At 46.6% G+C, this 12,995-nt stretch carries 10 protein-coding genes; 5 read left to right on the top strand and 5 right to left on the bottom strand.

The annotated features are described in order from the left end of the window. Positions 1 to 19: 19 nt before the first annotated feature. Complete coding sequence (locus KOD92_RS09155; RefSeq protein WP_215233235.1) at positions 20 to 670, bottom strand: NAD(P)-dependent oxidoreductase; 651 nt, start codon at positions 668 to 670, stop codon at positions 20 to 22. Between the two features lie 337 nt (positions 671 to 1,007). Continuing rightward, complete coding sequence (locus KOD92_RS09150) at positions 1,008 to 3,215, bottom strand: T9SS type B sorting domain-containing protein (protein WP_215233234.1); 2,208 nt, start codon at positions 3,213 to 3,215, stop codon at positions 1,008 to 1,010. Between the two features lie 62 nt (positions 3,216 to 3,277). Between KOD92_RS09150 and rlmD the strand changes: the two genes are divergently transcribed. Beyond that, positions 3,278 to 4,681 (top strand): 23S rRNA (uracil(1939)-C(5))-methyltransferase RlmD, encoded by a 1,404-nt coding sequence (gene rlmD / locus KOD92_RS09145; RefSeq protein WP_215233233.1) that lies wholly within the window; start codon positions 3,278 to 3,280, stop codon positions 4,679 to 4,681. A 185-nt stretch (positions 4,682 to 4,866) separates the two neighbouring features. Here rlmD and dnaB read toward each other — a convergent pair whose 3' ends face one another. After that, a complete protein-coding gene (dnaB, locus tag KOD92_RS09140; RefSeq protein ID WP_215233232.1) occupies positions 4,867 to 6,480 on the bottom strand; it encodes a replicative DNA helicase in 1,614 nt (537 codons plus the stop codon). Between the two features lie 245 nt (positions 6,481 to 6,725). Here dnaB and KOD92_RS09135 point away from each other — a divergent pair, with 245 nt between their 5' ends. The 3 genes from KOD92_RS09135 to KOD92_RS09125 are packed head-to-tail and all read left to right on the top strand — an operon-like array spanning position 6,726 to position 10,735. Beyond that, the gene (locus KOD92_RS09135) at positions 6,726 to 7,673 is read left to right on the top strand and encodes a PhoH family protein (RefSeq protein WP_215233231.1); all 948 of its coding nucleotides are present in this window, start codon (positions 6,726 to 6,728) and stop codon (positions 7,671 to 7,673) included. Next, on the top strand, positions 7,654 to 8,943 hold the full coding sequence (locus tag KOD92_RS09130; protein WP_215233230.1) for a M43 family zinc metalloprotease: 1,290 nt from the start codon (positions 7,654 to 7,656) through the stop codon (positions 8,941 to 8,943). The genes KOD92_RS09135 and KOD92_RS09130 overlap by 20 nt, the downstream gene beginning before the upstream one ends. A gap of 1 nt (position 8,944) precedes the next feature. Further along, positions 8,945 to 10,735 carry a ComEC/Rec2 family competence protein gene (locus KOD92_RS09125; protein ID WP_215233229.1) on the top strand — a complete coding sequence of 597 codons (1,791 nt, stop codon included), beginning with the start codon at positions 8,945 to 8,947 and terminating at the stop codon, positions 10,733 to 10,735. On the opposite strand, the gene KOD92_RS09120 is transcribed toward KOD92_RS09125, so the two are convergent. Next, positions 10,729 to 11,814 (bottom strand): DUF922 domain-containing protein, encoded by a 1,086-nt coding sequence (locus KOD92_RS09120; RefSeq protein WP_215233228.1) that lies wholly within the window; start codon positions 11,812 to 11,814, stop codon positions 10,729 to 10,731. The two genes, KOD92_RS09125 and KOD92_RS09120, sit on opposite strands and share 7 nt — an antisense overlap. Before the next feature lie 68 nt (positions 11,815 to 11,882). Between KOD92_RS09120 and KOD92_RS09115 the strand changes: the two genes are divergently transcribed. After that, on the top strand, positions 11,883 to 12,350 hold the full coding sequence (locus tag KOD92_RS09115) for a deoxycytidylate deaminase (RefSeq protein ID WP_215233227.1): 468 nt from the start codon (positions 11,883 to 11,885) through the stop codon (positions 12,348 to 12,350). Between the two features lie 82 nt (positions 12,351 to 12,432). Here KOD92_RS09115 and KOD92_RS09110 read toward each other — a convergent pair whose 3' ends face one another. Further along, positions 12,433 to 12,948 (bottom strand): FKBP-type peptidyl-prolyl cis-trans isomerase, encoded by a 516-nt coding sequence (locus KOD92_RS09110; protein ID WP_215233226.1) that lies wholly within the window; start codon positions 12,946 to 12,948, stop codon positions 12,433 to 12,435. Positions 12,949 to 12,995 lie beyond the last annotated feature (47 nt).

Below are 12,995 nucleotides of genomic sequence, written 5' to 3'. Positions count from 1 at the left end.
TTAAGTATCAAAAATGCAGTTAGTACCCGACTGTAAAACGTTCTTTAATGTGGTTTGAATGCTCTATCTCGTCTGCAATTGCAACCGCAAGATCTTCTACGGAAATCGTACTCCGGCCCGATTCGTTGAATACCGGTTTGTTCAAATCGGTGCGGTAACTTCCTGTCCGTCCACCCGGAGCGCCGGGGCCCATTTCGATGGCCGGGCTGAGGTAGGTCCAGTCGAGTTCCGTTTCCTGTCTGATAATATTAAGATATTCACGGGCAGCGCCGGCACCGGGCTTGAACTCCTCCGGAAACTTTGGCGTGTCGATCAGTTGCAGGCCCGGCTTGATTTCCAGACTTCCCGCACCGCCGATTACAAGAATCCTGCCCACGCCGGAATCCTTTACGCCTTGCTGAATAGACCGTGCGCCGGCAAGGAATTCATTGTAGATATTCGGATTGGACCAGCCTGGGTTGTAGGCGCTGATCACTGCATCCACGCCGGCAACTGCCGCCGTCACTTCTGTTGGATCAAGAACATTCGCGGCGACCGCAGTGACAAGGTTATCAGCCGGAATCTTGTCGACATTCCGTGCTATGGCGACCACCTCATGTCCTCTGTCGATCAATTCATTCAATACATGTGAGCCAACAAATCCTGTTGCTCCTATTAATGCTATTTTCATTTTGGTTAATGTTAGTGATGGGTAATGGTTGAATGGCGGAAGGGAAAATGGAAGAAAGGAGGAGGGATTTTGTAGTATCTATTTTCATCTTCCATTCACAGCCCTTGACTTTCAGCTTTTTAAGTCATTTACTTTTAAAAAGGTTAATATATAAATATCTTTTTATTAGTTTCATTCTTTCTTTAAATTAAATACTTTTTAACCTTACGTAAAATACCTAACATATCGTAAGCTCCATTAGTTATAAACATATTGTAAGACGCGTTACGTTCCGGCCAGACTGAATTTTTGATATTTACCTACTGAAAGATTTTTCATTCGTAGTGCCGTTTTGTATTTATTTCAAGATGGTTAAACCGCCTTTGTAGGAGCGTTTTGTGTATTGTATCAGGTAGTAATAATAGCCACCGGAAATGTCGGTCGGGCACCAGTCGTTGGGGCGGATGTTGGAATAGAAAACTTGCTTTCCCCAGCGGTTATAGATCGTCACATCTTTGAACTGGTCATCGCATTTATCATCCGGCAGTTCCTGAAATACAAAGCAATCATTTTTGGAATCTGCGTTTGGTGTGATCACATTCGGGAATTCCGGAAAGGGTTGCTCTTCGTTATCTTTCAGAATTATCCTGACGGTTGTCGTGTCGCTTGCCGCAGCGCAACTTTTGTCCTGAGTTATGAAGTCAACTAAAAAAGTTTGCTCCGCTTCGCCAGCCAGTAATGTACATTCCGGGCTCCACGAATAGGGCGACGTGACTGACTTTACGCCCGTCTTTCCTTCGAAGATCATACCCAATGCGCTCAGGTCAAACCCGCGGCCAGCTGCTACGAGACTGATCCTGTTCGTGTCCGGGTCGGTTCCAATCACATCGAACAAGATCGCTTCCGGCCCGCCGATCAGATAAGTGATCTCCGGAATGTCCAGCGAAGTTTTTACAGCAGGTGGATTGTTAGGCGATTCGTCGACGATAAAAAATACCGGCTTGGAAACGGGCATTGGATTTCCCTCGCAGCGCATATCTTCCAGCTTGAAATCGACAGTCAGCGTATCGCCTTTCTTTGCCTGGCAGGGTGGGGTCCAGGTAAAATTCTGCTGGACATTCTCAGTACCGGAAGTCGCAGCGAATGTCATTCCCAGATCTGTCATATTAAAGTCCCGCCCGCGGCCGGAAAGTGCCAGCTTATCCTTGTCAGGATCTTTACCAAAAACCGTAAAGGTAACCGGCACGCCAGCGGTCACATGCACATAATCTGCGGCGAGCGACGTGGTCACCTTAGGCGCATTGTTACCGGCGCTTTCCCGTTTAATATAGATGCTGAGGGTATCGGTGAGAGGAAAGGGGCAGCTTTCGTCTTCCGCTATGAGATCGATCCGGATCGGGCGGTTGTCGTAGGTGACGAAGCAATCTTCCAGGCAGACTTCAAATTTCAGCGTATCGTTCGCGACAGTAGTCCGGAACTGGGCGGGTAGGATGGTGAAATAGTTCTTGCTATTATTCACAACCAGCCCATTTACCCTGATCATTTGATTGATAGTAGGGTCTGTAACGATCACTTCGAAGCAGTTGGGATCATCTTTTTTAACTGTAATAATCTCATTTTCATTGTACCAGGTGGTTTTACCTTTGGGTTTGTACAACAATTTTGGCGGATCCATTTTCGGACAATCGACGACCTTTAACTGAAAATCGCGGGTTACCGTCCCGATTTTGGCTCCTTTTCGATATTCATCCACCTGCACTGCAAATACATACAAACCCACACTTCCGGGCGTGACAGTGAGCATTCCCGTGGCCCGGTTCACTTTGAGCGGGTCCGGGCCGGGAATGACATTGTCGACGGTGATACCATCGATCCAGTCCAGCCGCGGGTAGGCGGAAGATCCGCGCGCGGGAATACTGGGGTTAGTCTTATCGGAATATCCCTGCATCGGCGTGATCAGGCTATAAACGAGGCTGTCCCCGTCAGCATCTTTTCCACCAAAATCAAAGAAAAAAGGCGAGTTCACGCAAGCATAATCACCATTTATCGTGGGAAAGAGGGGTGAGGAGTTTTTGAAATTCGCATTGTTCTTGAACAGAGGCGGAAATTCGAGGTAAAACAGACTTCCTGCGTCTCCGGGATTCTTGATGTTGGTGATTGTCCCGTTTCGGCAGCACCTGTCCCAAACCATGTAATAGCCCTGCGGATCATTAAAATCCGTCGGATTGAGCCGCAAAGTGGAACTGTACGTGATCTGATAAGTCTGCAACGTAGATATTCCGCACAATGGATTTGCGTAGGTGACCGATTTTCGTTCTATTTTTGGAGCTTCAAGCCAACCGACGGCCGCATTATCGCGTTTTCGAAAAACATAAATGACAACTGCGGGATCTTCCGCTCCGGGGTTACCATTCAGCGCATCGAAATACATAGTAAGCCCGATGTTATAGTTGTAGTAGCTGTCCTTGTTTTCAGTAATAAAAAGCTGTCCGCCTACAATGTGTGTCGCTTTGGCCTGGAAGAAGAAGAATAGTAAAATTATTGACCAGATAAACCGTTTTTTCATGGTTTGTTGAACTGTAAAATTGATCCTATAAGGCTTTGGATTTAGTAATTAAAAAAAGGAGTATGCTCAAAAACAACACTTATGAATACGTTGAAATTACCGATTTTGCGGCAGAAGGCAAATGTATATTTAAATCGGAGGACGGTGTAATTTTTGTAGAAGGAAATGTGGCTCCGGGTGACATCGTTGATTTGCAGGTAGTCAAAACAAAGAAGAAATTAAAGGAAGCGATCGTTACAAAAACACACAAATTATCACCATTAAGAACTGACCCATATTGTATTCACCACGGCGTTTGCGGCGGCTGCAGGTGGCAGCATATCGACTATCAGCATCAGCTGAAATTCAAGAGACAGCAGGTTATCGACCATTTTGAAAGGATTGGAAAGATCAGAAATGTTGAGAGTAACCAGATCGTGGCTGCTCCGAGGACTGAATATTACCGTAATAAGTTGGAATTCACTTTCTCAAACTGGCGCTGGCTGACGAAAGAACAAATGGATTCGGGGCAGACATTCTCGAAAAACGCGCTCGGCTTTCACGTTCCGAAGCGTTTTGACAAGATTTTCACAGTCGATCACTGCCATTTACAGCCCGACCCTTCGAACACGATCCGCAACTCTCTGCATCATTTCGCAAACCTGAAAAACATTCCTTATTACGACGTGCGTTTCAACGTTGGGATTATGCGGAATTTGGTTGTGAGAACGGCCAATACCGGCGACGTGATGGTGATCGTACAGTTTGGGGCGAATAATGAAGAGGTGATCGCCGAGGTGATGGAATATATGCACAAAACGCACCCTGAGATCACTTCGCTGAACTATATTATCAATTTGAAGGGAAACGATTCCTACCAGGACCAGGAAGTAATCCATTATTCGGGCGAGACTTTTATCCGCGAAACCATGGAAGACCTCACGTTTCTGGTCGGGCCAAAATCTTTCTATCAGACCAACTCTGACCAGGCTTACCAGCTTTTCAGCGTAGCAAGAGAATATGCGGGTCTGACGGGAAATGAGTCGGTTTACGACTTGTATACAGGAACCGGGACCATTGCGAATTTCGTAGCGAGAAGAGCGAAAAAAGTAGTCGGAGTGGAATACGTGGAAGCTGCGGTGCAGGACGCGCGCCGGAACTCCGAACTGAACGGGATTACGAATACGTCATTTTTCGCGGGTGATATGCGCAATATCATGAATGAAAGCTTCCTGGAAACCCATGGCAGGCCCGACGTGATTATTACCGACCCGCCACGCGCCGGAATGGACCAGCCTGTTGTAGAAACAATCCTGAAAGCCGCACCCGATCGCGTCGTATATGTAAGCTGCAACACAGCCACGCAGGCGCGAGATCTGGCGTTGATGTCGGAAGATTATGAGGTTACCAAAGTGCAGCCGGTAGATATGTTCCCAAACACGCACCACGTGGAGAATGTGGCGCTGCTGGTGAGGAGGTACTCGTAGACATCTAGACCCCTAAATCCCCTAAAGGGGACTTTTTGCGATCTGCAAAGTCCCTTTTAGGGGATTTAAGGGAAGAACTACGGGCGCATAATATGATCAGTCCCGCAAGGAACGATTCTTTTGCGATCTGCAAAAAGTCCCGTTCAGGGGATTTAGGGGTATTTAATACAATAGATTCAGGGGCATTAAAACGGCGGTTCGCTATCCGGCCCTTTGTAATCAAAGTTACTCAGGTCATTTGCGCGGCTCCTTAATGTGCCGCCCGCTGATGATGGATTGGCCTGGCTTTCGAATGAGCCGATTGGGTTACTGGTCTGGATGGGGCGGTCGACTGTGAACGGGGCTGGCGTGTAGCCTGAATCCAGATCCGTAAACTTGGTATATTTTCCGATGAATCGCAGTTGAACTGTATCCAGCGATCCAGCCCGGTTTTTAGCGACAATTACTTCACCAATTCCCGCAACCGAATTTCCAGCTTCGTCCTCTGTAATGCCATAATATTCAGGACGGTACAAGAACAATACCATATCTGCATCCTGCTCGATCGAACCGGATTCCCTTAAATCTGAAAGCTGGGGCCTCTTTTCTCCTCCACGCGTTTCAACTGCCCGGCTTAGCTGCGAAAGTGCGATTACCGGTACATCCAATTCTTTTGCAAGGTTCTTGAGCGACCGTGAGATCATCGCAATTTCCTGCTCCCTGTTACCCGCACCCTTGCCGCCAGTATCTCCTGTCATCAGCTGCAAATAGTCAATCACGATCATTTGAATATCGTGCTGCGCTTTCAAACGGCGACATTTTGCCCGTAATTCCAAAATGGAGAGGGCAGGGGTGTCGTCGATAAAAATAGGGGCATTGGTAAGGCGGTGAATGCGGTGGTGAAGCTGCTCCCACTCGTGCGGGGCAAGGCTGCCTTTTCTGATCTTGTCACTGTCAATCTCCGCTTCGGCCGAAATAAGCCTGTTTACAAGCTGTACCGAGGACATTTCGAGGGAGAATATCGCGACCGGCATATTAAATTCCACCGCTGCATTCCGGAGTGAGGAAACGACGAATGCCGTTTTTCCCATACCCGGACGAGCCGCGAGGATCATCAATTCAGTTTTCTGCCAGCCGGAAGTAAGTCTGTCCAATGCACTGAAACCCGACGGAACGCCCGTCAAACCGTCTTTATTATTCTTTTTCTGATCAAGTTCAGCCAATGCCTGCCGCATCAGCGCGCCCATGTCAGCGTAGTTTTTCTTGATATTGGATTCCGAGATCTGAAACAGGTTCTGTTCCATTTTATCCAGCAGCATAAAAACGTCCGTAGTTTCTTCGAACGCGTCGCGCTGGATCTCGGAGGCGATTTTGATCAGCTCCCTTTTAATATAAGCCTGGGAAATGATCCTTGCATGGAATTCGATGTTGGCCGCCGAGTTAACCTTACTCGTCAGCTGCATAATATAAGTCGCGCCGCCGATCATTTCGAGTTCTCCGGTACTGCGCAGTTTGGCAGTAACGGTAAGCATATCAATCGGTTCTGAATCAGCGAAAAGCGTAATGATCGCGCTGTAAATGCGGATATGCGACTCTTTGTAAAAACTGTCGGGCCGGAGGATGTCAGCTACTGCTGTCAACGCATCTTTTTCGATCATCAAAGCACCCAGTACAGCCTCTTCCATATCCACAGCCTGTGGTGGTAACTTGCTGATATTCTGATCCATAGACGGGGTTCGGGCGCCGTACGGTTTCTTTGCGAATGCACCGGATTTGGAGCCTTGTCTCGACTGGTTATTGGGGCTTTTTTCGTTTTCCATAGGAAAACAAAGTTACGCAATGCGGGGCGCGTTCGAAAGAAAGAGCCGGGAAGTTCGCTCAATATTTTTTTCTCAAAAAGGTTATTTTTTCAGCTACTCTGATAATGAAAGAGTTGCCCGGGAAATGGTGTTTTTTGCAAAGTTTTTTCCATCTTGAAATTGGAAATTCTCTTTATGCGTTTTATAAATGTTGGTATTATTACTAAATTTTAGAACAAATAGGTAAACACTAAACTTTGATTCATTTGCTGGAAAAAATCATCACGCTCGAAGACGTTTCAATGGTGGACTTTTTGGGTATTCATAATGTGAATATTAAGGAAGTTGCCGCAGCTTTCCCGGAAAGCAAGATCATTTCACGTGGCAACGAAATCCGTATCCAGGGCACAGCGCCGGAGATCATCAGAATTACGGATGTAATGGATTCACTGCTTGCGCACTATCAGAAGTACGGTAAAATCACGAATGATAACGTAAAAGGGTATCTGAATGGGATTTCGAAAACGCCGGTAGCCGGTGGCGAGGATGACGATGATGTAATCGTTTACGGGAATAAAGGGCTGGTTATCAAAGCCAAAACCACAAATCAGCGGCTCCTAGTCGAGCAGGCTGCTAAATATGACCTCGTATATGCAGTAGGTCCTGCGGGAACGGGGAAAACCTATACCGCGGTCGCAATCGCTGTGCGGGCGCTGAAAAATAAGGAAGTCAAGAAGATCATTATTACACGTCCGGCCGTAGAGGCTGGCGAGAACCTGGGATTTTTGCCCGGAGACCTGAAAGAAAAGATAGATCCTTACCTTCGGCCGATCTACGACGCGCTCGACGATATGATCCCGCCTGAAAAGCTGAAACTCTATCTGGAAAGCCGCACGATCGAAATTGCGCCACTTGCTTACATGCGCGGGCGGACTTTAAATAATGCTTTTATATTGCTGGATGAAGCCCAGAATACGACGCCAATGCAGATGAAAATGTTTCTGACGCGTATGGGGCCGAGTTCAAAGGCCATTATCACCGGTGACAAATCACAAATCGACCTTCCCAAGAACCTCAAATCGGGTCTGATCGATTCGCTGACAGTTTTGAAGGGGATAAAGGGCATCAGTTTTGTTGAACTCGATGGTTCCGATGTGGTAAGGCACCGCCTGGTTAAGGATATTTTGGCTGCTTATGAAAAATCAGAGCAATAGTTGGCTCATCATTTTACTGCTGGTATTAGGTACTGCCTCACTTTCAGTGGCGCAGTTACCTGATGCTGCATTGATCCGCTGCGCGACCACTGAGCAGGATTCTGTGAGAATGTCCCGAAATCCCGCTCTTTTGAAATTGAGACAACAATCGGAAACAGTAATCCAGCAGCATATCAGCCGCAGCAGGGTTAATAGTCGGAGCAATGCGGATGAGATCATCACGATTCCCGTCGTTGTTCACGTTATACACGCACAAGAAAATAACAGCCTCGGTGGGGCTGGTAATGCGAATATTACGGACCAGCAGGTGCAGAGCCAGATTGAAGTTCTGAACGAGGATTACAGCAATACCTCCGGCTACAAAGGATTTTATACGGATTCACTGGCCGTTGATACACGGATCCGGTTCAAACTGGTGACCGTTGTACGGACTTATAATGCAAAAGCTCAGTTCAGTCCGATCGCTGACGCGGAGCAATTAGCCGAAATTTCGCCTGCGTGGTCTACCAACCGTTATTTGAATATATGGGTTTGTAAATTGAATGACAGATACTTAGGCACTTCCCAGTTTCCGGTAGTTACGGAGCTGAATGACCTGACGCGCGGTTTGGCGACCACGGAAGACGAAGTAACAGACGCGCTTACGGACGGTGTGATCATTGATTACAGGTATTTTGGTAGAAATGCACCAGCGATTACGAGCCGCATTTATAATCTGGGGAGAACAACTACCCACGAGGTCGGTCACTGGCTCGGACTGATCCATATCTGGGGCGACCGGGATTGCGGAACGGATCATATTGCAGACACGCCAACTGCTTTTACTAAAAATGAAACTACCGACGTGGAATGCACCCCGGTATTTTCTCAATGTCGCGGTGTCACAACCCGCAATATGATCGAAAATTACATGGATTATTCTCCCGATGCGTGCATGAGCGTTTTCACAAATGGCCAGATGGAGCGGATGCACGCAATACTCGAACTAAGTCCGAGAAGGGCACAGCTGGTTGAATTTTCCAAGATCACTACCGAAGACCTATTGGTGAATATTTATCCAAATCCGGTACAGGAAACACTTTTTTCAAGCATTTTCACGCCCGGCTATGAAGTATTCACAGTCAGCGTTTTTAACCAGAGAGGCCAAAAAGTCATTCAAGACACAGTTAACAGAACATCGCTCAACGTAAAAAATCTCCCCAGCGGGCTTTATTTCTATAAAGTCGAGACAGCCTCAAAGTCGCTGACCAAGAAATTTTACGTGAGGTAATATGTTTTCAAAAGTGCCGTTTGTCGGCTTTGTGCTGCTCTTTATCGCCGGTATCCTGCTGGGCGGTTTTTTCTTTTCGTGTGAAATTTTCTCGGAGATATCGTCGCTTGTACTGCTCACTATTGCAGTTATTTCGTCCATTCTTTGCTACCGGTTTCAGCTCAAAGGAGGAACGAGCGTTTCAATATGGTTCTCTCTGATCTGCCTTGGCGCCTTTTGCCGTGTTGCTGCGGAGGAGAGTCGCAATGCTATTATTGACTCTTTTGAAAATTCACATTACACTGCTTATGAAGCGGTTATCGCGAGTCTGCCTGAAAAACGCCAGAAAACGGTACGTTTTGAAGTGGAGATCACAAGGGTTCTTGAAAACGAATTATGGATTTCAATGCCGGCGAGAGGGCTTATCAATATCCCGGCCCACGCTGAACAAATTCCACGACCCGGCGACAAAATCGTTGTGAAGGGAAGGCTCGAACGACCTTTCCTTGCTATGAATCCTGAACAGTTTGATTACCGAAAGTATCTGCGGAACAAGGGTATTTTGTGGACTGATCAGTTAAGGCAAGGATCGTTTGCTGTAAATCACGCATCTTCCAGTGCACCATCGCTCCGACTTTGGCTCACTGGTATATCGGACTGGGCTGATAGGCGTTTCCGCGAAAATCTGCCCGACGATCGTTCTTATGGTTTGGTGAAAGCAATGCTATTGGGCCGGCGAGACGATTTGCAGGCGGAGCAGACTGACGATTACATTGCCTCGGGTTCAGTCCATATTCTGTCGGTATCCGGCATGCACGTCGCTATTATCTTTTTGATGATCACGACGGTGCTTGGCTGGCTTAAAAAGTGGCGCTACGGGAAGTTCTTGTACGTTAGCATGATTACGCTGCTATTGGTTTTCTACGCGCTGGCAACCGGTTTTTCTCCTTCCGTGCAGCGGGCGATGATTATGTGCATTGTGTTCGTGCTGGCTGAGGTTTCGGGCAGAAAGCATTATTCGATGAATACGCTGGGCATTTCTGCGCTGCTCATCTTGCTTTTCGATCCGTCTGCATTGTTTGATGTTGGTTTTCAGCTGTCTTACCTGGCGATGACGGGGATATTTCTGTTCTACGAGCCGATCTATTCAATTTTTAGCCCTGCGAACCGATGTACTAAGATCATCTGGCAAATTTCTGCGCTCGCATTTGCGGCTCAGCTGACAACTTTTCCGCTCAGTATCTTCTATTTCCACCAGTTTCCAACCTATTTCTGGCTGGTCAATCCTTTCGTGATCGCATTTACCAATATACTTTTGCCTGCTGCGCTTGTTTTGCTTTTAGTTTCCTTTACAAATCTGGATTGGCTGCAATGGCTTGTTAATCAAGTCGTCGACTGGTCTGCGTACCTGACTAATATCTCGGCCAGCATTCCGAAAAACCTGCCAGGTTATCTGATTGAGAACGTTAATCTTGGATTTATCGAAACAGTATTGCTTTATGCTGTTTTTCTGATGATCTGGGTAGCTTATGAGAAAAGGGAATATCAGTATTTGAAATACGGTTTTGCATTGACTTTTGCTTTCATTACGCTCTCTGTTTCGACTAGCATACAGTCTTATTTAATAACCGAAACTATTTCATTTAATATCCCCAAACATACCGTAGGAAGCTATAAGTACGGAAATAAGTTGTACCTGGTAAGTGACGAAACTTTCAAATCTGACACGCACGCATTTGATTTTTATGTCAAAAACTATGCGGTTACGCGGGAGATCGGCGAGACCATATTTATTTCCACAAAACCTCACTGAACTTCGTAGACTGCCGCGATTTGCGCCGCAACTTTCTTGTCCCATGCAGCTTGTGCGCCTGCATTCAGCCCGTGGCCGGTTTCGCCATCGTATTGTTCCTGGTCGCGGTTCATTTCCCGGAATGCTTCCAAAAACTGGTATTGGATTTCGCTGTCGTAATCCTGAATGGTAAGATCCGCCTTCCGAAGCCGCTCCTTAAATTTTTCGACTACCAGCCGCGTAATGTCAAAATGGATCTGTTCGTGGCGTAATGTTCCCGCATTCCGCGATTCCGGTCGGCCCCAGGACATACTTTTGACCATAAAAGTTTTCAACCCAATCTCTACAACCAGATCGTTTTCCTTCGGGTAGGAGCGACCCTCGTAGCCGAAACTTGTAAAAACGGCAGCCGCGTATCTGCTGCCCGGTTTTCCGGTCCGTACTTTGAAATCGTCCCAGATCAGTGGTCTTTTAGGAGAATAGAAAACGGTATCCTCGCTGGATGCATTCACTATCTCTTTGAAAACCAACACCAAATTTCTCGCAAGAGCCGGATTCTTGCCCGTATTGCTCACCATCCATTTCTGAAAATGCGCCAACGACTGGTCGAGCAGCTGCTTGACGAGCTTTTGATAATCATAATCCTGTTCGGGGCGGGTGTAAGTCGCGGAAGTAAGGTAGCCAGTAAGCTCAACAGGCTCCATATCGCGGTACCAGCGAAATTTTACATTCAGCTTCACCTCGCCCGTCACTTTATTCGGACCAACCCTTTTTTCATTAAGCGACAGCTCTTTTATAGTGACGTAAAGCGGCAGGTGAGAAGGATCTTTTTTGGGGGCCAGGAAAGTCCAGTAACTGAACAATTCCTTTTCCGCAGTTGCCGGCAGTGAAACGGGTACCTCTTTCCCTAAGGCGATCACTTTTCCCAGCCCTGCGCCCGGTAGTAGCCTTTTATCTTCCACTTCCTGAATGTAAAATTTATACGATTTGAACAAACCCGCAGGATCCCGGGACAGGTTCAGCGTGATCCGGTTCTGCTGCGCCTGGGCTGCCAGCAGATTGGTAAAAAGTAATATGGAAAGCAAAAACCGGCGTATCATAGTATTGGTCTGTGTTGAAACAAGCGGTCATTTATCTAAGTTTGTATAAATTATTTACAGTAAACCGAATGACATTACCTACAACGAATTTGCGGCCGGAATTTGATGACATTTTCATGGAATTGGCAAAAAATCTGGCCAAACGTTCCCATTGCATCAAAGCCCAGGTCGGCGCCGTGCTTACAAAAGATACGAGAATTATTTCAATAGGATACAACGGTCCGCCGGCGGGAACGCACAATTGCGACGAAGAATTTCCGGGAGTAGGTTGTCCGAGAGACGCAAAAGGAAGCTGCTCGCTGGCCTTGCATGCCGAACAGAATGCAATTTTGTTTGCAGTAAAAAACGGTTCAAATATCGAGGGATCGACCTTATTCGTAACATTAGCCCCCTGCATTGCCTGCGCCAGGGTAATCTATACAATGAAGATCAAAAAAGTAATTTTCCTACATTCCTACGCAGCCTATAAGGGGATCGCAATAGAGGAAGGAGTGGAGTTTTTGAGGAGGTTTGGCGTAGAGGTGGAGCAGTATTAATGATTGAATGACCGAATGATTGAATGAATGAATGTTTATTCATTAAAAATATTCAATCATTCAATCATTCAATCATTCAAAATTAATGATGATGCACACCACCAGCTCCATGTACGTGTCCGTGGCTGATTTCTTCTGGTGTTGCTTCGCGTACTGAGAGGATCTGGCCGGAGAAATGCATATCCTTACCTGCGAGCGGGTGGTTGAAGTTCATTACAACCAGGTCGCCTTTAATTTCTACAACCTGTCCATGCATTCTTTCACCATCTTCGTTGGTCATAGGAATGATGTTCCCGATCTGAAGTAATTCGTCCTGATTCACATCTTCCATTTGGAAAACCGCTTTTGGAAGCTCTACAATCGCTTCTTCGTCGTATTCACCATAGCCTTCTTCTGCTTCTACGGTGAAATCGAAGGTATCTCCGGCGGACAAACCTTCTATCTGATTTTCAAATCCCTCCGGCAATCCGCTGATGCCGTGGATAAAATACATGGGGTCGGTTTCGTTAACGACTTCAACAACATCCATTTCTCCGTCGGAATCAGGAATTTGTAAGTTATATGTTAACGCGACGACGTTATTTTTTTCGACTTTCATTTGTTCGTTTGATTAAAATGAATGTTGTTGTAAAATAATTGTTCCAT

The sequence above is a fragment of the Dyadobacter linearis genome, from assembly GCF_907165045.1.
GTDB classification, from domain to species: domain Bacteria; phylum Bacteroidota; class Bacteroidia; order Cytophagales; family Spirosomataceae; genus Dyadobacter; species Dyadobacter linearis.
The sequence above is the reverse complement of the archived record's forward strand: the minus strand, read 5'-3'. Positions and strand labels throughout refer to the sequence as shown.

Bases quoted from the DNA above. Each gene is read 5' to 3' on its own strand.
- KOD92_RS09155 (WP_215233235.1), bottom strand. From the start codon at position 670: ATGAAAATAGCATTAATAGGAGCAACAGGATTTGTTGGCTCACATGTA.
- KOD92_RS09150 (WP_215233234.1), bottom strand. From the start codon at position 3,215: ATGAAAAAACGGTTTATCTGGTCAATAATTTTACTATTCTTCTTCTTC.
- rlmD (WP_215233233.1), top strand. From the start codon at position 3,278: ATGCTCAAAAACAACACTTATGAATACGTTGAAATTACCGATTTTGCG.
- dnaB (WP_215233232.1), bottom strand. From the start codon at position 6,480: ATGGAAAACGAAAAAAGCCCCAATAACCAGTCGAGACAAGGCTCCAAA.
- KOD92_RS09130 (WP_215233230.1), top strand. From the start codon at position 7,654: ATGAAAAATCAGAGCAATAGTTGGCTCATCATTTTACTGCTGGTATTA.
- KOD92_RS09125 (WP_215233229.1), top strand. From the start codon at position 8,945: ATGTTTTCAAAAGTGCCGTTTGTCGGCTTTGTGCTGCTCTTTATCGCC.
- KOD92_RS09120 (WP_215233228.1), bottom strand. From the start codon at position 11,814: ATGATACGCCGGTTTTTGCTTTCCATATTACTTTTTACCAATCTGCTG.
- KOD92_RS09115 (WP_215233227.1), top strand. From the start codon at position 11,883: ATGACATTACCTACAACGAATTTGCGGCCGGAATTTGATGACATTTTC.
- KOD92_RS09110 (WP_215233226.1), bottom strand. From the start codon at position 12,948: ATGAAAGTCGAAAAAAATAACGTCGTCGCGTTAACATATAACTTACAA.